Source organism: Streptomyces sp. PT12 (assembly GCF_003311645.1).
In the GTDB taxonomy this organism is placed as follows: Bacteria; Actinomycetota; Actinomycetes; order Streptomycetales; family Streptomycetaceae; genus Streptomyces.
This window is the reverse complement of sequence record NZ_QEST01000156.1, coordinates 16452-34963: the sequence shown is the minus strand read 5'-3', so window position 1 is coordinate 34963 and position 18512 is coordinate 16452. Positions and strand designations below refer to the sequence as shown.

Annotated in this window: 18 protein-coding genes; 12 read left to right on the top strand and 6 right to left on the bottom strand. The window is 73.8% G+C overall.

Annotated elements, in window-relative coordinates:
- Window positions 1-130: 130 nt before the first annotated feature.
- Window positions 131-1000 (top strand): 3-methyl-2-oxobutanoate hydroxymethyltransferase, encoded by an 870-nt coding sequence (panB, locus tag DEH69_RS17770; protein ID WP_113687967.1) that lies wholly within the window; start codon window positions 131-133, stop codon window positions 998-1000.
- Window positions 1001-1035: 35 nt separating this feature from the next.
- Here the strand turns inward: panB and DEH69_RS17765 are convergent, their stop codons facing one another.
- From DEH69_RS17765 to DEH69_RS17755, 3 genes are read right to left on the bottom strand one after another with little or no spacing between them, the layout of a single operon-like run.
- Complete coding sequence (locus DEH69_RS17765) at window positions 1036-1254, bottom strand: hypothetical protein (RefSeq protein WP_113687966.1); 219 nt, start codon at window positions 1252-1254, stop codon at window positions 1036-1038.
- 39 nt (window positions 1255-1293) lie between these two features.
- The gene (npdG, locus tag DEH69_RS17760) at window positions 1294-1986 is read right to left on the bottom strand and encodes an NADPH-dependent F420 reductase (protein WP_113687965.1); all 693 of its coding nucleotides are present in this window, start codon (window positions 1984-1986) and stop codon (window positions 1294-1296) included.
- Between the two features lie 48 nt (window positions 1987-2034).
- Window positions 2035-2274, bottom strand: coding sequence for a hypothetical protein (locus DEH69_RS17755; RefSeq protein ID WP_113687964.1), 240 nt, complete (start codon window positions 2272-2274; stop codon window positions 2035-2037).
- Window positions 2275-2307: 33 nt separating this feature from the next.
- Here DEH69_RS17755 and map point away from each other — a divergent pair, with 33 nt between their 5' ends.
- From map to DEH69_RS17720, 7 genes are all read left to right on the top strand, one after another.
- A complete protein-coding gene (map, locus tag DEH69_RS17750; protein WP_113687963.1) occupies window positions 2308-3174 on the top strand; it encodes a type I methionyl aminopeptidase in 867 nt (288 codons plus the stop codon).
- 139 nt (window positions 3175-3313) lie between these two features.
- Window positions 3314-4600, top strand: coding sequence for an ABC transporter substrate-binding protein (locus DEH69_RS17745; RefSeq protein WP_181727479.1), 1287 nt, complete (start codon window positions 3314-3316; stop codon window positions 4598-4600).
- Window positions 4597-5694, top strand: a complete 1098-nt coding sequence (locus tag DEH69_RS17740; protein ID WP_113687961.1) for a carbohydrate ABC transporter permease — start codon at window positions 4597-4599, stop codon at window positions 5692-5694. Before DEH69_RS17745 ends, DEH69_RS17740 begins: the two co-directional genes overlap by 4 nt.
- A complete protein-coding gene (locus DEH69_RS17735) occupies window positions 5691-6536 on the top strand; it encodes a carbohydrate ABC transporter permease (protein WP_113687960.1) in 846 nt (281 codons plus the stop codon). Before DEH69_RS17740 ends, DEH69_RS17735 begins: the two co-directional genes overlap by 4 nt.
- 46 nt (window positions 6537-6582) lie before the next feature.
- Window positions 6583-8187, top strand: a complete 1605-nt coding sequence (locus DEH69_RS17730; RefSeq protein ID WP_113687959.1) for an alpha-amylase family glycosyl hydrolase — start codon at window positions 6583-6585, stop codon at window positions 8185-8187.
- 63 nt (window positions 8188-8250) lie between these two features.
- The gene (locus DEH69_RS17725) at window positions 8251-9252 is read left to right on the top strand and encodes an aldo/keto reductase (protein ID WP_113687958.1); all 1002 of its coding nucleotides are present in this window, start codon (window positions 8251-8253) and stop codon (window positions 9250-9252) included.
- Between the two features lie 37 nt (window positions 9253-9289).
- A complete protein-coding gene (locus DEH69_RS17720; protein ID WP_113687957.1) occupies window positions 9290-10306 on the top strand; it encodes a DUF5685 family protein in 1017 nt (338 codons plus the stop codon).
- 25 nt (window positions 10307-10331) lie between these two features.
- On the opposite strand, the gene DEH69_RS17715 is transcribed toward DEH69_RS17720, so the two are convergent.
- Entirely contained in the window at window positions 10332-11327 is a 996-nt protein-coding gene (locus DEH69_RS17715; RefSeq protein ID WP_113687956.1) for a threonine/serine dehydratase, read from the bottom strand.
- Window positions 11328-11422: 95 nt separating this feature from the next.
- Between DEH69_RS17715 and DEH69_RS17710 the strand changes: the two genes are divergently transcribed.
- A complete protein-coding gene (locus DEH69_RS17710) occupies window positions 11423-12328 on the top strand; it encodes a LysR family transcriptional regulator (RefSeq protein WP_113687955.1) in 906 nt (301 codons plus the stop codon).
- A gap of 27 nt (window positions 12329-12355) precedes the next feature.
- Here the strand turns inward: DEH69_RS17710 and DEH69_RS17705 are convergent, their stop codons facing one another.
- Together DEH69_RS17705 and DEH69_RS17700 are read right to left on the bottom strand one after the other, a co-directional pair.
- Window positions 12356-13804: an HtaA domain-containing protein gene (locus DEH69_RS17705; RefSeq protein ID WP_113687954.1), complete on the bottom strand. Its 1449-nt coding sequence runs from the start codon at window positions 13802-13804 to the stop codon at window positions 12356-12358.
- Window positions 13801-15309 carry an HtaA domain-containing protein gene (locus tag DEH69_RS17700; RefSeq protein WP_113687953.1) on the bottom strand — a complete coding sequence of 503 codons (1509 nt, stop codon included), beginning with the start codon at window positions 15307-15309 and terminating at the stop codon, window positions 13801-13803. The genes DEH69_RS17705 and DEH69_RS17700 overlap by 4 nt, the downstream gene beginning before the upstream one ends.
- A gap of 199 nt (window positions 15310-15508) precedes the next feature.
- Here DEH69_RS17700 and DEH69_RS17695 point away from each other — a divergent pair, with 199 nt between their 5' ends.
- The 3 genes from DEH69_RS17695 to DEH69_RS17685 are packed head-to-tail and all read left to right on the top strand — an operon-like array spanning window position 15509 to window position 18485.
- Window positions 15509-16483, top strand: coding sequence for a hemin ABC transporter substrate-binding protein (locus DEH69_RS17695; RefSeq protein WP_258534749.1), 975 nt, complete (start codon window positions 15509-15511; stop codon window positions 16481-16483).
- On the top strand, window positions 16480-17592 hold the full coding sequence (locus DEH69_RS17690) for an iron ABC transporter permease (RefSeq protein ID WP_113687951.1): 1113 nt from the start codon (window positions 16480-16482) through the stop codon (window positions 17590-17592). The genes DEH69_RS17695 and DEH69_RS17690 overlap by 4 nt, the downstream gene beginning before the upstream one ends.
- A gap of 59 nt (window positions 17593-17651) precedes the next feature.
- Complete coding sequence (locus tag DEH69_RS17685; RefSeq protein WP_258534748.1) at window positions 17652-18485, top strand: heme ABC transporter ATP-binding protein; 834 nt, start codon at window positions 17652-17654, stop codon at window positions 18483-18485.
- Window positions 18486-18512: the final 27 nt, after the last annotated feature.

Sequence of the window (18512 nt, the reverse complement as noted above, 5' to 3'; positions counted from 1 at the left end):
GTCACGGGAGCGCGCGAGGTTCCGTTATATCAGCACCCTCTTTCCGGGTGCGCGGCGTCGGTGCCACCATGGGAGGTGATCCGGGGACGCCGTTCGACGGCGCTTCGAGACGACGAACAGGAGCAGCGCTATGACCAGCGCGATGACAGGGCAGAAGCCTGCCACACCGGGGCTCTACGGCGGCACGAGCAGCCGTCGGATCACGGTCAGGGACATAGCGGCGGCCAAGCGGCGCGGCGAGAAGTGGCCGATGCTGACCGCCTATGACGCGATGACCGCCTCCGTCTTCGACGAGGCGGGCATCCCGGTGATGCTGGTGGGCGACTCCATGGGGAACGCCCACCTCGGCTACGACAGCACGGTGCCGGTCACGCTCGAGCAGATGACGATGCTGGCGGGCGCGGTGGTGCGTGGCACGCGGCGGGCGCTGATCGTGGGCGACCTGCCGTTCGGCTCGTACCAGGAGGGCGCGGTGCAGGCGTTGCGCAGCGCGACCCACCTGGTCAAGGAGGCGGGCGTCGGCGCGGTGAAGCTGGAGGGCGGCGAGCGGTCCGCCGACCAGATCCGGCTGCTCGTCGAGTCCGGGATCCCCGTGATGGCGCATGTGGGCCTGACGCCGCAGTCGGTCCACGCCTACGGCGGCCACCCGGTGCAGGGGCGCGGCGAGGAGGCGGCGCAGCAGCTGCTGCGGGACGCCAAGGCGGTGCAGGACGCGGGCGCGTTCGCGGTGGTGCTCGAGCTGGTGACGGCCGAGCTCGCCGCCGAGGTCACCCGGGGGCTGCACATCCCGACGGTCGGCATCGGCTCGGGCGGGGAGTGCGACGCCCAGGTGCTGGTGTGGACGGACATGGCGGGGATGACCGAGTGGCCCGGCGGCCGGGTGCCGCGGTTCGTCAAGCAGTACGGGCGGCTGCGTGAGGCGCTGGGCGACGCGGCGCGCGCGTTCGCCGACGACGTGGTGGGCGGCGCGTATCCGGCCGACGAGCACAGCTTCCACTGATCCCGACCGGCCGGGGCGGGCCCGTCCGCGCGGCCTCAGGCCGTCGGGCGGGCCCGCCCCGTGGCGCCGTCGCGCTTGGCGCGGCGATGGTAGTACCAGGCCATGTTCGACGACAGCCCGGTCATCAGCACCCAGACGATGCCCAGCCAGTTCCCCGAGGCGAACGAGATCACCGCGGCGACGATCGTGAGCGCGCACAGCGCGAGGGCGTAGAGGGCCAGGCGGCGCTGCTGGGTGGGCGAGGGGGATGGCATGGCCGAAGGTCTCCGTGGTGGTCGTTCGGGGCGCGCGGGTCACAGGCCGGTGAGCCTGACCCCCGCGTGGGTCTTGTAACGGCGGTTGACCGCGATGAGGTTGGCGGTCAGGGCCTCGACCTGGTGGGCGTTGCGCAGCCGCCCCGAGTAGATGCCGCGCATCCCGGGGATGAGACCGGCCAGGGCCTGCACGGTGGCGCAGTCGGCGCGGTCCTCGCCGAGGACCATCACATCGGTCTCGATCTTCTCAACGGCCGGGTCCTGGAGCAGCACCGCGGACAGGTGGTGAAACGCGGCGGTGACGCGGGACTCGGGCAGCAGGGCGGCAGCCTGCTCGGCGGCGCTGCCCTCGTCGGGGACCAGCGGGTGGGGGCCCTTCTTGTCGAAGCCCAGGGGGTTGACGCAGTCCACGACGAGCTTGCCCGCGAGCTCGTCGCGGAGCGAGGTGAGGGTCGCGGCGTGGCCCTCCCAGGGCACGGCCACGATCACGATGTCGCTCTCGCGCGCGCAGGTGGCGTTGTCCAGCCCTCTGACGCCGTGGCCGATCTCCTCGGCGGCGGCCGCGGCGCGCTCGGCGGCCCTCGATCCGATGGTCACCCGCAGGCCCGCGACGGCCAGCCGGTAGGCGAGTCCCCTGCCCTGGTCTCCCGTGCCGCCGAGGACGCCGACGGCGAACCCCGAGACATCGGGCAGATCCCAGGGGTCCTTCGCGGCGGGCGTCTGTGAAGTCATGCCTGAATCTTGCCACTGCCCGCGCTGACCCCCGCCCGAGGCCCCGGCTCAGTCCTCGTCGCCGTCCCGGTCCGCCTCGTCGCGGTCGTTCCAGCGCGGGTCGTGGCGCCAGGCGGCGTCGCGCTCGTGGGCGGTCTCCATGGCACGCTCCGCCTCGGCCCTGGTGGCATAGGGCCCGAAGCGATCCTTGCCCGGGCAGTCGGGGCCCTCCTCGACCGTGCGGTGCCGCAGGCAGTAGTACCACTCGCCGGGTCGCCCCGACGCCTTGCGCCGGAAGAGTGCAGCCATGCCCTCATCCTGCCCGGCCTTAAACTCACCCGCATGTCTGGTCAGTCGCTTCTCGTTCCCGGCAGGATCTCCCCGCAGCGCACGGTGCCTTCGGCCATCCGGCGCCCCGAGTACGTCGGCCGCAAGGCCCCTGCCCGCTACACCGGGCCCGACGTGCAGGACGCGGAGACGGTCGAGCGGATGCGGGTGGCCGGGCGGATCGCCGCGCGGGCCATGGCCGAGGCGGCGTCCCACATCGCGCCAGGCGTGACGACGGACCGGCTCGACGAGGTGGCGCACGCCTACCTGTGCGACCACGGCGCCTACCCCTCGACGCTCGGCTACCGTGGCTTCCCCAAGTCGCTGTGCACCTCGGTGAACGAGGTGATCTGCCACGGCATCCCCGACTCCACGGTCCTCAACGCCGGGGACATCGTGAACCTCGACGTGACCGCGTTCGTCGGCGGCGTGCACGGGGACACCAACGCCACCTATCTCGTCGGGGGCGAGGACGCGGTGGACGAGGAGTCGCGGCTGCTGGTCGAGCGGACCAGCCAGGCGCTGAGCCGGGCGATCAAGGCGGTGCGCCCCGGGCGGCGGATCAACGTCATCGGCCGGGTCATCGAGGCGTACGCCGCCCGCTTCGGCTACGGCGTGGTGCGCGACTTCACGGGCCACGGCATCAACACCGCGTTCCACTCGGGCCTGATCATCCCCCACTTCGACGACCCGACGGCGACGACCGAGCTGGTGCCGGGGATGACGTTCACGATCGAGCCCATGCTGACGCTCGGCACCCACGAGTGGGACATGTGGGCGGACAACTGGACGGTGGTCACCAAGGACCGCAGGAGGACCGCGCAGTTCGAGCACACGCTCGTGGTGACGGACGACGGCGCGGAGATCCTCACGCTGCCCTGACGCCGACCTGCCCCATTTCGGTGAATATTTCCGATAAGCGCGTTTTCCGCTTCGTCTGAGGGGGCGGGCACGGGACGCTGACACCCAGTACGCGGCCATCCATAAGGAGTACGCCCTGGGTACGTCCATCCGCAGAGCGGTGGTGTTCTGCGCCGTTCCCGTCCTGCTGGCCGCGACCGCCTGCGGCTCCAGTGTCGGCACCGCATCGGTCGATCCGAAGGACGTGGGCCCGGCGAAGGGCTCCATCACCTGGTACGCCATCAACTTCGGCCCCGAGGGCCTGCCGCAGAAGCTCATCGACGCGTTCGAGAAGAAGCACCCGGACATCTCGGTGAAGTACCAGCCGGCACCGAACAACACCGACACCATGCGGGCCACCCTGACCACCGAAATCACGGGGGGCTCGGGGAGCATCGACGTCTTCAACGGCGATGTCATCTGGCCCGCCCAGTTCGGCGCGGCGCGCCTCGCCATGCCGCTGGACGAGCACCTGCCCGACGACTTCTGGGACCGCTACACCGACCAGCGCGCCCGGGTCACCGAGCACGAGGGCAACCACGTCGCCGCGCCCCTCTACAGCGACCAGGGGTTCCTGTACTACCGCAAGGACCTCCTGGAGAAGCACGGCATCGACGTGCCCAAGACCTGGGAGGAGCTGCGGGACGCCGCCAAACGCCTCCAGGACGGCGGGGACGTGCGGTACGGCTATGTGGCGCAGTGGGCCAACTACGAGGGCCTGACGGTCAACTTCACCGAGCTGTCCGCCGCGGCGGGCGGCCGCAGCGTCACCAAAGGGGAGCACGACGCGGCCATCGACTCCCCGGAGAACCGGCGCGTCGTGGAGTTCATGCGCGGGATGATCACCGACGGGGTCGCCCCCTCGGCCAACACCAGCTTCCAGGAGCCGCAGTCGCTCCAGACGTTCGTGGAGGGCGACGCCGCGTTCCACCGCAACTGGTCGCACGGCCTGGCCGAGTCCGACAACCCCGACACCTCGAGCGTGGTCGGCAAGGTGGGCGTCGCCGAGTTGCCGACGTTCGAGGGCGAGAAGGGCCCGGGCAAGGGCGCGTTGGGCGGCTGGAACCTCATGGTCAACCCGCACAGCGAGGCGATCGGCGCGGTGCTGGCCTTCATCGAGTGGATGACCGGGAACGAGGCGCAGCGCATCCTCGCCGAGAACGGGGTGCTGCCGACGGCCACCGACGTGCTCGACGACGAGGAGCTGCACGAGAAGAACCCCGTGCTGGCCCTGGCCGCCGACGCGCAACTGGTCACCAGGCCCGCCGGCACCCCCAGGTACCCGCAGGTCAGCAACGGCATCTTCACCAATGTCAACGGCGCCCTCGCCGGGTCCACCACCCCGGTCACCGCGCTGCGCTCGGCCTCCGACGACATCCAGCGCGCATTGGAGCACAACGCCCTATGAGTGACACTCCCCCGGAGGGCGTCCCCCGGGCCGAACAGCCGTCCGACGGGGACGACGGGCACACGGTCGCGTACGGGCGCGGCAGGCGCGAGCGGGCGGCGAAGGGGCGCCCGTCGGCCAAGGGCGCGGCGACGGCCAGCGGGCCGCCGCCGCGCAAGCGCAACCGCGTGCCCAGGCTCGGCCGGGTGGAGCGCACCGTGCTCGAACGCCGCTTCGCGCGGCTCGGCTGGGGCTTCGCGACCCCGGCGCTCTTTGTCGTGCTCGCGGTGACCCTCTTCCCGATCGCCTACTCGGTCGCGATGAGCCTGAGCCATGTGGAGGTGTCCGCGGGCGGCTTCCACCTCTCGGGCTTCACCGGGGAGCACTACGGGCTGCTGCTGCGCTCGGGGCGCTGGTGGCACGCGTTGATCTTCACCGTCCTGTACACGATCGGGACCGTGCTGGCCGAGCTGATCCTCGGCACGATCATCGCGCTGGTGCTCGAACGGCTCGGCGGCCCCGGCCGCGGCTGGATGATGGCGCTGCTGCTGCTGCCCTGGGCGATGATCACGGTCGTCTCGGCGCAGCTGTGGGCGTACATGTACAACGGCGTGTACGGCGTCCTCACCAGCATCTCCGAGGGGATCACCGGGCATCCGGTGCAGTTCCTCGGGACCCGATTCCCCGCCATCATCTCGATGGCGGTCGCGGACGTGTGGAAGACCACGCCCTTTGTCGCGATCATCGTGCTTGCCGGGCTGATGATGCTGCCCGACGACGTCAACGAGGCGGCGAAGGTGGACGGCGCGGGGGCGTGGACGGCGTTCTGGAAGGTGCGGCTTCCGCTGCTGCGGCCCGCGTTGACCATCGCGGTGCTCTTCCGCATCCTCCAGGCGTTCGGCATCTTCGACCTGCCGTTCGTGCTGACGGGCGGAGGCCCTGGCGACGCGACGGAGTCGATGGCCCTGCTCGGCTGGCATGTGATGTTCACCAACCTCGACTTCGGGCCGGGCGCGGCCGTGGCGGCGAGCACGGCGCTGCTCGTGCTCGTCGGCTGCCTGCTCTTCCTGCGCGCGTTCAAGGCCCGGGTCGCCGACGAGGAGACCACGGCATGAGCCGCATCGTCGAGCGCGCGCGTCGCGTCCGCTTCACCTGGGTCCATCTCGCGGCGCTGGTCATCGCGCTGCTCGTGGCGGCGCCGCTGTACTGGATGGCGGTCTCCTCGTTCAAGGGGAAGGACGAGATCGGCGCCAACCCCCCGACCGTCTTCGCCGACCACCCCACGTGGGAGAACTACAGCGAGGCGTTCTCCGACAACAACTTCGGCACCTATCTGCTCAACTCCGTGCTGGTGTCCGTGATCGCCACGGTCCTGGTGCTCAGCCTCAGCTCGTTCGCGGGGTACGCGCTGGCACGGTTGCCGCTGCGCGGCAAGGCGCCGATCATGGTGGCGCTGCTGATGATCTCGCTCTTCCCGACCATCGCCCTGGCGGCGCCGCTGTTTCTGCTGATGCGCGACGTCGGCTGGCTCAACAGCTATCAAGGGCTGATCATCGTCTACACGGCCCTCAATGTGCCGTTCGCGGTCTGGATCCTGCGGAACTTCTTCCTGGGGATCCCGAAGGAGATGGAGGAGGTCGCGTGGGTGGACGGCGCCTCGCCGGTGCGCACCGTGCTGACGGTGATCCTGCCGCAGGCCAGGCCAGGGATGTTCACCGCGGCGATCTTCACGTTCACCGCCTGCTGGACCGAGTTCCTGATCGCGCTGACGCTCAACACCGCGGACCGGTACCGGACGATGCCGGTGGGTCTCGCGCTGTTCGGCAGCCAGTTCACGGTGCCCTATGGAACGATCTTCGCCGCGGCGACGGTCTCGGTGCTGCCCATCGCCCTCCTCGTCCTGGTCTTCCGCCGCGCCGTGGTCTCGGGCCTGACCGCGGGCGCCGTGAAGGGCTGATCCGGGCCGCTCCCGTTCTTCGCCCCACGAAAGGTCCCCCGTCACCATGCCAACCTTCAGCCGCCCCACGCCCTCCTGGCTGGCCGACGCCGTCCTTTACCAGATCTATCCGCAGAGCTTCGCCGACTCCGACGGCGACGGCATCGGCGACTTCGCGGGCATCACGGAGCGCCTCGACCACCTCGAGTGGTTGGGCGTCAACACCGTCTGGCTGAACCCGTGCTTCGCCTCGCCGTTCCGCGACGCGGGCTACGACGTGTCCGACTACCTCTCGGTGGCTCCGCGCTACGGCACGGCCGACGACCTGGCCGCGCTCGTCGAGGCGGCGAAGGGGCGCGGGATCCGGGTGATGCTCGACCTGGTGGCGGGTCACACGTCCGACCAGCACGCGTGGTTCAGGCGCGCGGCCGACCACCCGGACGACCACCGTTACATCTGGGCCGAGCCGGGGGACGGCGCGCCGCTGCCCGACCGCTTCGTCCCCTCCCCTGGGACCAGGCCAGGCGGCTATCTGCCCAACTTCTTCGACAGCCAGCCCGCCCTCAACTTCGGCTATGCGCGCACCGATCCGGCCGAGCCGTGGCGCCAGCCCGTGGACGCCGAGGGGCCGCGCGCCAACCGCGCCGCGCTGCGCGAGATCATGGACCACTGGCTGCGGCTCGGGCTCGCCGGGTTCCGCGTGGACATGGCGCACTCGCTCGTCAAGGACGACCACGACCTGGCCGAGACCTCGAAGCTGTGGACCGAGCTGCGCCGGTGGCTGGACGCCGCCCACCCCGAGGCGGCGCTCCTCGCCGAGTGGGGCGACCCCGCCGTCTCGGTCCCCGCGGGCTTCCACTCGGACTTCCTCCTCCAGTTCGGCGGCCCGTCCGACGGCCTGCCGCTGCGCTCCCTGTGGAACAACGGCCACGGCACCGTCGCCGACCACTGGACGCAGCGCCACTGCTACTTCGACGCCGAGGGCGGCGGCACCGCGGGCACGTTCGTCACCGCGTGGGAGTCGCTGAACGCGGTCACCTCCGACTGCGGCTTCATCACGCTGCCCACCGCCAACCACGACTTCTCCCGCCTGGCCTGCGGCCCCCGCACCGCCGAGCAGCTGCCCGCGGCGTTCGCGTTCCACCTGACCTGGCCGACGCTGCCCGCCATCTACTACGGCGACGAGATCGGCATGCGCTACATCCCCGACCTCGACGACCACGAGGGCAGCGTCCTGGGCCCCCGCTACAACCGCGCCGGGTCGCGCACCCCGATGCAGTGGGACACCTCGGCCAACGCGGGCTTCTCCACCGCCCCGCACGACCGGCTCTACCTGCCGATCGACCCGGCGTCCGACCGGCCCACGGTCGCCGAGCAGCGCGCCGACGAGGGCTCGCTGCTGCACCTGGTGCGCCGCCTGATCGCGCTGCGCAAGAGCACGCCCGAGCTGGGCAGCCACACGACGGTCGACGTGCTGCACACCGGCTACCCGCTGGTCTACACCCGCGGCGGGCGCTACCTGGTGGTCATCAACCCCCGCAGGGACGCGGCCGAGTTCGTGCTGTCCTCGCCCTCGATCGCCCCGGGGCGGCGCGTGGAGGGCGAAGGGGTGCGGGTCGAGGACGGGCGGGTCGCCGCCGAGGGATTCGGCTGGGGCATCTTCGCGCTGTAGCCCCGCGGGAGCGCCCCCGCGGGGCTTCCGGTGGAGTGCGCTCCACACGGCAGAGTGCCCGGCATGAACGACACGACGCAGACACGCGTGCTGGGGCGCAGCGGCATTCCGGTCAGCGCGCTGGGCTTCGGCTGCTGGGCCATCGGCGGCGAGTGGTTCGCCGCCGACGGCCGCCCGCTCGGCTGGGGCCCGGTGGACGACGCCGAGTCGGTGCGCGCCATCAGGCGCGCCATCGACCTGGGCGTGACCTTCTTCGACACCGCCGATGTCTACGGCACGGGGCACAGCGAGGAGGTGCTGGGCCGCGCGGTCGCGGGGCGGCGTGACGAGGTGCTGCTGGCGTCCAAGTGGGGCAGCGTGTTCGACCCGGCGACCAGGACCAGCTCGGGCGCGTTCGACGTCACGCCCGCGCACGCCCGCCGCGCCCTCACCGACACGCTGCGGCGGCTGGGCACCGACCGCCTTGACCTCTACCAGTTCCATGTCAACGACGGCCCGCTCGACGCCGCGGCCGAGCTCAGGGAGGTATGCGAGGAGTTTGTCGCCGAGGGGCTGATCAGGGCGTACGGCTGGTCGACCGACGACCCCGAGCGGGCCAGGCTGTTCGCCGCGGGGCCGCACTGCGCGACCGTCCAGGTCAGCTGCAACGTCCTGGCGGACGCCCCCGACATGCTCACGCTGTGCGCCGAGCTGAACCTCGGCGCGGTCATCAGGGGCCCCCTCGCCATGGGCGCGCTCTCCGGCAAGTACGGGCCAAGCGGCACGGCCACGCTCGGCGCGGGCGACATCCGCGCCAGGCCGCCCGAGTGGCTGACGTTCTTCGAGAACGGGCGGGTCACCGCCGCGTGGCAGGCGCGCTTCGACGCGGTGCGCTCGATCCTCACGAGCGGGGGGCGCACACCGGCGCAGGGGGCGTTGGCCTGGTTGTGGGCGCGCGGCCCGCACACCGTGCCGATCCCCGGCATCCGCACGGTCGCGCAGGCCGAGGAGAACGCGGGCGCGCTGGCGTTCGGGCCGCTGACGGAGGCGCAGATGCGGGAGGTCGAGGCGCTTCTGGCATCATGAGCCCCCATCGTTCGAGAGTGGAATCAGGGGGCTTGCCTTGTTTGGGATCATCAGGCCGTGCCAACACCGGCTGCCCGGAGGGCTGCGCCAGGAGTGGATGGCCCATCTGTGCGGCCTCTGCCTGGCGTTGCGCGGCATCGAGGGGCAGGCCGCGCGCATGGCGACGAACTATGACGGCCTGCTGATATCCGTCCTCCTGGAAGCCCAGACCGAGCGGACCGAAGGGGCCCGGCGCACCGCCGGACCCTGCCCTTTGCGCGGGATGCGCCGGGCCGATGTGGCGCGCGGGCAGGGGCCGACCCTGGCCGCCGCCGTCTCGCTCGTGCTGGCCTCGGCGAAGATCCGCGACCATGTGGCGGACGGCGACGGGCTGTTGGCGCGCAGGGCGGCGGCCACCGCCGCGCGGCGGGTCGCCAGGGGCTGGGACGCGGCCGGGGCGCGCGGCGGCGCGGACGTCGGCTTCGACACGGCGGTCCTGGTCGACGCGGTGGACCGGCAGCAGGGCATCGAGTCCCTTGCGGGCCCCGGCACCCCGCTGCTGACGGTCACCGAGCCCACCGAGACGGCCACGGCCGCGGCGATCGCGCACACCGCGCGCCTCGCGGAGCGCCCGGGCAACGTCGCGCCGCTCGCCGAGGTCGGGCGCCTCTTCGGGCGCGTCGCGCACCTGCTCGACGCGGTGGAGGACCAGGCGGAGGACCGGGCGAACGGCGCCTGGAACCCCCTCACCGCCACGGGCACCCCGCTGACCGAGGCGCGGCGGCTGTGCGACGACGCCGTGCTCGGGGTCCGACTGGCGCTGGCCGAGGCGGAGTTCACCGACGACCGGCTGGTGCGGGCGCTGCTGACGGACGAGTTGGAGCACGCGGTGCGCCGGACGTTCGCCTCGGCCGGTGGGCCTTCCTCGGGCGGTGGCGGGCACTGGGAGAAGCCGTCGAAGGGCCGGGGCACCCGCACGCGCTGCGGCCGGGGCGGGGATCGGCACACGTGGAGGAAGCGACGCGACAACGCCTGCGACTGCGGCTGCAACTGCTGCGACTGCTGCGACTGCTGACGCGGGCGCCCTGAAGGGCGCCGGGTCAGCCCGCGGTGCGCTGGGCGACGCGGGGGCCGCGCCCGCACGCCAGGATCTCGTGCTCGCTGGCGTTGCCGCCGCTGCACATCACCGCGACCCTGCGCCCGGCGAAGCGGGCTGGCCTGGTGAGCACCGCGGCCAGGGCGGCGGCGCCCGCGCCCTCGGCGAGGGTGTGCGCGTCGCGCATCAACGCCCACTGCGCGGCGGCGATGTCGTCGTCGCCGACCAGCACGAAGTCGGCGAGGCCGCCGCGCATCAGCTCCTGGGTCAGCGCGAAGGCGCGCCCGGTGGCAAGTCCCTCGACGCGCGTGCGGTTCGGGCGGGTCAGGGGCGCGCCGCCCGCGTGCCACGTGTCGTGGGCGGCGGGCGAGGCCGCCGCCTGGACGGCGATCACCTCGCAGCGCGGCGCAAGCGCGGCGGCAACCAGGCAGGCCGCCGCCGCGCCGCTGCCGCCGCCGACCGGGACGACCAGGGCGTCGAGCCCCGGCTCGCGGTCGAACACCTCCAGATAGGCGGTGGCCACCCCGGCGATCAGGTCGGGCTCGTCGGCCGGGCTGACCAGCCGCATGCCGCGCTCCGCCGCGAGGGCGGCGGCGCGCTCGGCGGCCTCGCCCAGGTCGGCGCCCGCCTCGATCAGCTCGGCACCAAGAGCCCGAACGGCGTGCGCCTTGGCCGGGTTGGGGCGCTCGGGCATCACGATCGCGCAGGGCGCGCCGAAGCGGGCGGCGGCGTAGGCGAGGGACTGGGCGTGGTTGCCCGTGGAGTACCCGACGACGCCCCTGGCGCGCTCGGCCTCGTCCATCCCGGCCAGCAGCGTCAGGCCGCCGCGCACCTTGAACGCGCCGGTGGGCTGGACGTTCTCGTGCTTGACCAGGACGGTCGCCCCCGCGGTGGCGTCGAGCAGGGGATAGGACCACATCGGGGTGGGCGGCAGGTGGGCGGCGAGGAGGCGGCGGGCGCGCAGCGCGTCGGTGATGGTGGGGCGTCGCGGCGTTGACATGTCTGTACCGTGCCATGACCTGGATCGATAGATCCAATGCCGGTCTTCTCTGAACCCATCGACGCCGCCTATGGGTGGGGGTTACGCTCGCGGCCATGCTGGATCTCACGCGGCTGAGGGTGCTGGTCGCGGTGGCGCGGGAGGGCTCGGTCACCGCGGCGGCCGAGGCGCTGCACTACGCCCAGCCGTCGGTGAGCCACCACCTGGCGAAGCTGGAGGCCGAGGCGGGCGTGGTGCTGGTGCGCCGGGCGGGGCGCGGGATCGTGCTGACGGACGCGGGGCGGCTGCTCGCGGCGCGGGCCGAGGAGATCCTGGGCCAGGTCAAGGCGGCGCAGGCGGAGCTGGCGGCGCACGCGGGGCTCGCGACGGGGCGTGTGCGGCTCGCGGCCTTCCCCTCGGCGCTCGCCACGCTCGTTCCCGCGGCCGCGGCGCTGCTCGCGGGGGACCATCCGGGGGTCGAGCTGGCGCTGAGCGAGGCGGAGCCGCCCGAGGCGCTGGCCGCGCTGCGGAGCGCCGAGGTGGACGCGGCGCTGATCTTCGACCACGACGAGCCGCTGCCGGGCGACCGGCGCAACACCACGGTGACGCCGCTGCTGCACGAGCCGATGTATGTGGTGACGCCAGGGGGCGCGCGGTGGGAGGGGCCCATGACCTCGCTGGCGACGTTCGGGGGCGAGAACTGGATCGCGGGGTGCGAGCGGTGCAGGACGCACCTGTCGGCGCTGTGCGCGCGGGCGGGGTTCGCGCCGCGGATCACGTTCGAGACGGACGACTACGTGGCCGTGCAGGCGCTTGTCGCGGCCGGGCTCGGGGTCGGGGTGCTTCCGGGGCTCGCGCTGCGGGCGCACCGGCACCCCGGGGTGCGGGCCGACCGGCTGCCCGAGGACCGGCGGTGTGTGTCGCTCGCGATCTACGGCAGGCCGCCCGCGGCGCTGCCGGTCCAGGCGTTCGCCGCGGCGCTGCGGGCGGTCGCGGACCGGACGGAGCCGTCGGATCCGTGACCGCGCCGCGGCGCGCGGTGCGTTGCGTTACGGGGTGTGGGTGGTGGTGCGGCGGCGCGCGAGGTGGATCGCCGCGCCCCCCGCGGCGGCGAGGGCCGCGGCGGCGCCGAGCAGGGCCGCGGTGTCGCTCCCGCCGCCGGTCGCGGCGAGCGCGCCGCCCGCCGCGCCGCCCTGGGGCGCGGGGCCGCCAGGGGTGTCGTCGCCCGAGCCGTCCGGGTCGGCGGGGTTGGCCGGGAGGTCGGCGTCCTCGGTCAGGGCGACGGTCACGGTGACCGGGTCGAGCGCCTCGCCCTCGGCATAGAAGCCCGCGAACGCCTCGGCGCCGTCCGCGGTGAGCGCCGCGGGCACCGCCTCCAGGGTGATCACGTCGCCATCGGGGGTCAACGCCCCTTCGGGAACGTCGAGTTCGGCGACGACAACGTCCTGGTACGCGGAGACCTCGCCGGTCTCGCGGTCCTTGGACGACACATCGGCGATCAGCGCGCCCTCCGCGCCTTCGATGTCCACGGCCAGCCCTGAGAACGACAGGTCGAGCGCGCCTTCGTGGCCCGTGAAGCGGACCGCGCCGTCGAACTCGGCGTCCAGGGCGGGCGTTTCGGCGACATACGCGCCGGTGGCGCCGGGGAAGCGGTAGCCGTCGGCGATCTCGGTCGCGCCACCGGTGAGCTCGACCTCGCCGTTCGCGATGGGCCCGGTCACATAGGAGCGGAACGACTCCTTCACGCCCCAGTCGAGCGTGCCGTCGTGGACCGACCCCAGCGGCTCCTCGTTCCCCCCGGGGTCGTTCCCGCCCGGGTCCTCGCCACCCGGGTCCTCGCCACCCGGGTCCTCGCCACCCGGGGTCTCGGGGGTCACCGTCAGGGTCGCCGGGTCGAGCGCGGTGCCCTCGGCGTACATCGGGGTGCCGTTGTACGAGAACGCCTCGGCGCCTTCGGCCGTGAGCGTGGCAGGGATGTCCGCGAACACCAGCGCCCCGCCCTCGCCCGAACCCGGCGCGACGCCGGTCAGGTCGAGCTCGGCGAACTCCACGCCCTCCGTGGTCTCCCCCGCGATGGTGACATCGGTGACCAGCGTGCCCTCGGTGCCCTCCGTCACCACCCGGGGCGCGGACAGCTTCAGGTCGAGCAGCCCGCCGTGGCCGACGAAGTGGACGCTGCCGTCGAACTCCGTGTCCACGGCGTGCGTCGCGAGGTCGTAGGAGCCGGTGCCCCCGGTGAAGCGGAAACCGCTCTCCGTGGCCTCGGCGCCGTCCGCCGCGGTGGCGCTTCCGTGCGCGATCGGCCCGGTGATGTAGCGGCGGAACGACTCCTTGACGCCCCAGTCGAGCGTGCCGTCGGTGAGGCCGATGGCCTGCTGGCCCGGGCCCTCCTGGGCGAACGCCGGGGTGACGGGGGCGGTGAGGGCCAGCGCGGTCGCGGTGGCCGTGGCGAGCAGCAGGCCGCCGCGGGTGAGCGTGCGGGATCTGAGGGCAGTCATGACGGGTCGGACTCCTCGTTCGATGGGGAGGGGGTGGATGGGGTTTCTTCCTCGGTGGTGGGGGTGGGCCCCGCGGCGCGCGCGGCGCGGCGACGCAGGAGGAACGCGGCGACCGCGAGGGCGCCGAGCGCGGCGGCCCCGGTGGCGATCAGCGCGGTGGTCGACGAGCCGCCGCCGTCCCCGGCGTCGGCGGCGGCGGGCGTCGGCTCGGGATCGTCGGACGGCTCGTCGGACGGGGGCGCATCGGCGGCTGGCTCGCTGCCGAGGTCGGGCAGGGCGGGCAGCTCGGCGCCCTCCTCCACGGCGATGGCGAGGGTGAGCGGGTCCATGGCGGTGCCGGGCGCGTAGAGGTCGCCGAACGCGGAGGCACCGCGCTCCGTCAGCTCGGTGGGCACCTCGCTCAGCAGCAGCAGACCGCTCTCCGGCTCGCCGGGGCCCGCCTCGAACGTGACCAGCGGCTGGTCCTGTTCGGTGGCCCCTTCCACGGTCACATCGGCGGCCAGCGTGCCCGTGCCGTCGGCCACGGTGACGGTGACGCCGTCGAGCCGCAGGTCGAGCCCGGTGCCGGTGAAGCGCACCCCGCCCGCGAACGCGACCTCGGCGGTGCCAGCGCCGGGATCCACGGTGCCCCGGCCCTCGGGGAAGCGGAAGAGCGCACCGCCGTCCAGCGCGCCCCCTTCGAGCTCCCACGCGCCCTCGGCGACGGGCCCCGTGACGTACTCGCGATAGGTGCGCCGCACGCCCCAGTCGACGGCGGCGTCCACGATCTGCCGCTCCCCTTCCGCGTCCTGGCCCTCGTCGTCCGGCTCGTCCGACGGCTCGGGCTCGTCGGGCACCGGCGCGGCGGGCTCCTCGGTGTCGGCGGTGAGCGTCACCGGGTCGAGCGCGTCGCCCGCCACGTAGTACCCGGCGAACGCCGTGGCGCCCTCGGCGGTGAGCGTCGCGGGGATCCCCGTGACGGCGAGCCGGGTGCCGCCGCGCAGCTCGACGCCGCCGAAGTCCAGGTCGGCGAGCGGGACCTGGGCGGACTCGGTGAACGCCCCGGTGTCCCGGTCGCGGCTGCGCATGTCCGCGTGGAGGGTGCCGGAGCCGCCCTCGACGCGGACGGTGGGGTTGCTGATCGTGAGGTCGAGCTGATGGGTGCCGTCCTCATCGCGGTGCCCGGTGAAGTGCACGCCCCCGGCGTATGCGGCGGTGAACGCGCCGGTGTCCTGGTCGTAGTCGCCGCTCGCCGAGTGAAAGCGGAACTGGCTCTCGCCCACCGTCGCGGCGCCCCCGGTCAGCGTCCAACTGCCGTTCGCGATGGGCCCGGTGACATAGGTCTGGAACGACGACCTGATGCCCCAGTCGAGGCGCCCGCCCGCGATCGTCCGCTCCTGGGCAGCCTGGACGGAGGGGGCGGCCTGGACGGAGGGCGCGGCCTGGGCGGCGGCGGGCGGGAGCAGCACGGCGAGCGCGGTCAGTATCCCGGTCAGCGCGCGTCTGCGCTGCGGTGCGGGCAGCATCCTAGGGTCCTCCCAGTCACCCCGGGGCGGATAAGTGAGGTTAGGCTAACCTAAGTCATCCGCGGCCCAGCCCGCACCCCCCCGAGAGAGGTGGACGCACGTGGCGCACCGGCTCAGACGCACAGGCCCCCCGTTCGCAACGCTCGCCCCGCCGCCCGCCCTTGCCCTTGGCCCTGTCCTCGCGCTTGTCCTCGCGCTCGTGCTCGCGCTGGGCGCGTGCGGCGGGTCCGACGGCTCGTCGTCCGGCGGCGATGGCCCCGGGGCCTCGGCCAACTCGGCGCAGGCGCCGCCCGATCGGGTGGAGCCGCTCGAAGGGCCGCCGCCCGAGCCCGCGTTGCCTGTCACGGTCGCCTCGGCCGACGGCGAGACGGTGACGGTGGCCTCGGCCGAGCGGATCGTGCCGCTCTCCGGGTCGCTCTCCGAGATCGTGTACTCCCTCGGGCTCGGCGACCGGGTGGTGGCCCGCGACGTGACGGCCACGTTCGAACAGGCCGCCGACCTCCCGCTGATCACGCGCGGGCACGACGTCTCGGCCGAGGGCGTGCTGTCGCTCCACCCCGATGTGGTGCTCGCCGAGTCCACCACGGGGCCCGATGAGGCCGTCGAGCAGATCAGGGCGGCGGGCGTTCCGCTGCTCGTGCTCGAACCCGCCCTGTCCCTCGACGACATCGGGCCCCGCATCGACGCGGTGGCCGGGGCGCTCGGCGTCGAGGCCGCGGGCGGGGAGCTGGCCGAGCGCACCGCCGAGCGCATCGAGGCCGCTCGGGGCGGGATCCCCGAGGGCGGCGAACGGCCTCGGGTGGCGTTCCTGTATCTGCGCGGCTCCGCGTCCGTCTATCTGCTGGGCGGCCCCGAGTCGGGGGCCACGTCGCTGATCGAGGCGGCGGGCGGCTTGGACGCGGGCGTGGAGTCGGGGCTCACGGGCGACTTCACGCCGATCACGAGCGAGGCGCTGGCGGCCGCCGCGCCCGATGTGATCCTGGTCATGACCAAGGGGCTCGAATCCGTGGGCGGCGTCGACGGGTTGCTCGACATCCCCGGCATCGCGCAGACCCCCGCGGGTCTTGACCGCCGCGTCGCGCACATCGACGACGGCGTCCTGCTGAACTACGGCCCGCGCACCGACCAGGTGCTCGCCTCGCTCGCCGCGCAGCTGCACGGGGGCGGCGCGTGAACACCGCCACCAGGCCCACGCGTGAGGCGGGGGAGGCGGGCCCGAAGGGCCCGACGGGTCGGGACGCGGGGGAACGGGCCCCCGCGCGGCGGCCCTTCCTCCTCGCGGCCGGGCTCGCGGCGGCCCTCGCGGCGCTCGCCCTGGTCTCGGCCGCGACGGGCGCGTACCCGATCCCGCCGGGCGACGTGCTCGGCTCGGTGCTGCACCGGGTGGGGCTCGGCGGCGCGGAGCTCGACCGGGTGGGCGAGAGCGTGCTGTGGGACGTGCGGTTCCCGCGCGTGGCGCTCGCGCTGCTCGTGGGGGCGTCGCTCGGCTGCGCGGGCGCGCTCATGCAGGGGGTGTTCGGCAACCCGCTCGCCGAGCCCGGGGTGATCGGCATCTCCTCGGGCGCGGCCGTGGGGGCGGTGGGGGCGATCGCGTTCGGGTGGACGTTCCTCGGCACGTGGACCGTCACCGTCTTCGCGTTCGCGACGGGTCTTGTGACCGTCGTGGTGGTGTATGCGCTGTCGCGCGCCGGGGGGCGCACCGAGGTGGTGACGCTGATCCTCACGGGCATCGCGGTCAACGCCTTCGCGGGCGCGCTGATCGGCCTGTTTGTGTTCCTGGCCGACAACGCGCAGATCACCCAGATCACCTTCTGGCAGCTCGGCTCGCTGTCCCAGGCGACCTGGCCCAAGGTGCTCGCGGTGCTGCCGTGCGCCGCCGCGGGGCTGCTGATCGCTCCGGCGTACGCCCGGCGCCTCGACCTGCTGGCGCTCGGCGAGCGGCCCGCGCGCCATCTGGGCGTGGACGTCGAACGGCTGCGGCTCGCGCTGATCCTGGTGGTGGCCCTGCTCACGGCCGCCGCGGTCGCGGTGGCCGGAGTCATCACGTTCGTCGGCCTCGTGGTCCCGCACCTGCTGCGGATGGCGGCGGGCCCTGGGCACCGCTTCCTGGTGCCGGGCAGCGCGCTCGCGGGAGCGCTCGTGCTGCTGGCCGCCGACCTCGCGGCGCGCACCGCGGTGCAGCCAGCCGAGCTGCCGCTCGGGGTGCTGACGGCGCTCGTGGGCAGCCCGTTCTTCTTCTGGCTGCTGATGCGCACCCGCCGCAGGCAAGGGGGTTGGGCGTGAACGGCGTGAACGGCGTGAAGGGCATCAGCTCCTCGGGCGTGCGACGGCGGCTGGCCCGGGTGCTCGCCGGGGGCGGCCCCGCGCCGCCCGACGCCCCCGTGCCCGGGCTGACCCTGGCCGCCGCCAAGGGGCTCACCGTGCGCCTGGGGGGGCGCACGGTGCTCGACGGCGTCGACCTGGGCGTCGCGGCGGGCGAGGTGCTGGCGCTCGTGGGGCCCAACGGCGCGGGCAAGTCCACGCTGCTGGCCGCGCTCGCCGCCGACGTGGCCCCCGACGAGGGGGAGGTGACCCTTGCGGGGCGCCCGGCGCACGCCTGGCGCGCGCCGGAGTTGGCCATGCGCCGCGCTGTGCTGCCGCAAATGTCCACGCTGGCCTTTCCCTTCACCGTGTCCGAGGTGGTGCGCATGGGGCGTGCGCCCTGGGCTCGCACGCCGGCGCGGGAGGAGGACGACGCGGCCGTGGCCGAGGCGATGGAGGACGCCGAGGTCACCGCGTTCCACGACCGCCCGTTCGCCGCGCTCTCGGGGGGCGAGCGCGCCCGCGTCGCGCTCGCCAGGGTCCTGGCGCAACGGGCGCCGCTGCTGCTGCTCGACGAGCCGACGGCCGCGCTCGACCTGCGCCACCAGGAGCTGGTGCTCCGGGTCTGCCGCGAGCGCGCGGCGCGGGGCCCCGGCGTGGTGGTCGTGCTGCACGACCTCGGCCTCGCCGCCGCGTGGGCCGACCGCGCAGCGGTGCTCGACGGCGGGCGGATCGCCGCCGACGGGTCGCCCGCCGACGTGCTGACCGAGGAGCTGCTGAGCGCCGTCTACCAGCACCCCGTCGAGGTGCTTCCCCACCCCCGCACGGGCGCCCGCCTCGTGGTGCCGCGGCGGCCTGGAAGACCAGCCCCCTGAACCTGGCGCTTTCGGAAAGTTCCCGCG

What these genes read in the sequence shown, in the direction of transcription:
- DEH69_RS17755 (WP_113687964.1), bottom strand. Translation starts at nt 2,274, where the DNA reads ATGGCTGCACTCTTCCGGCGCAAGGCGTCGGGGCGACCCGGCGAGTGG.
- DEH69_RS17710 (WP_113687955.1), top strand. Translation starts at nt 11,423, where the DNA reads ATGCTGGATCTCACGCGGCTGAGGGTGCTGGTCGCGGTGGCGCGGGAG.
- DEH69_RS17715 (WP_113687956.1), bottom strand. Translation starts at nt 11,327, where the DNA reads ATGTCAACGCCGCGACGCCCCACCATCACCGACGCGCTGCGCGCCCGC.
- DEH69_RS17705 (WP_113687954.1), bottom strand. Translation starts at nt 13,804, where the DNA reads ATGACTGCCCTCAGATCCCGCACGCTCACCCGCGGCGGCCTGCTGCTC.
- DEH69_RS17740 (WP_113687961.1), top strand. Translation starts at nt 4,597, where the DNA reads ATGAGTGACACTCCCCCGGAGGGCGTCCCCCGGGCCGAACAGCCGTCC.
- map (WP_113687963.1), top strand. Translation starts at nt 2,308, where the DNA reads ATGTCTGGTCAGTCGCTTCTCGTTCCCGGCAGGATCTCCCCGCAGCGC.
- DEH69_RS17765 (WP_113687966.1), bottom strand. Translation starts at nt 1,254, where the DNA reads ATGCCATCCCCCTCGCCCACCCAGCAGCGCCGCCTGGCCCTCTACGCC.
- panB (WP_113687967.1), top strand. Translation starts at nt 131, where the DNA reads ATGACCAGCGCGATGACAGGGCAGAAGCCTGCCACACCGGGGCTCTAC.
- DEH69_RS17730 (WP_113687959.1), top strand. Translation starts at nt 6,583, where the DNA reads ATGCCAACCTTCAGCCGCCCCACGCCCTCCTGGCTGGCCGACGCCGTC.
- DEH69_RS17735 (WP_113687960.1), top strand. Translation starts at nt 5,691, where the DNA reads ATGAGCCGCATCGTCGAGCGCGCGCGTCGCGTCCGCTTCACCTGGGTC.
- DEH69_RS17700 (WP_113687953.1), bottom strand. Translation starts at nt 15,309, where the DNA reads ATGCTGCCCGCACCGCAGCGCAGACGCGCGCTGACCGGGATACTGACC.
- DEH69_RS17725 (WP_113687958.1), top strand. Translation starts at nt 8,251, where the DNA reads ATGAACGACACGACGCAGACACGCGTGCTGGGGCGCAGCGGCATTCCG.
- npdG (WP_113687965.1), bottom strand. Translation starts at nt 1,986, where the DNA reads ATGACTTCACAGACGCCCGCCGCGAAGGACCCCTGGGATCTGCCCGAT.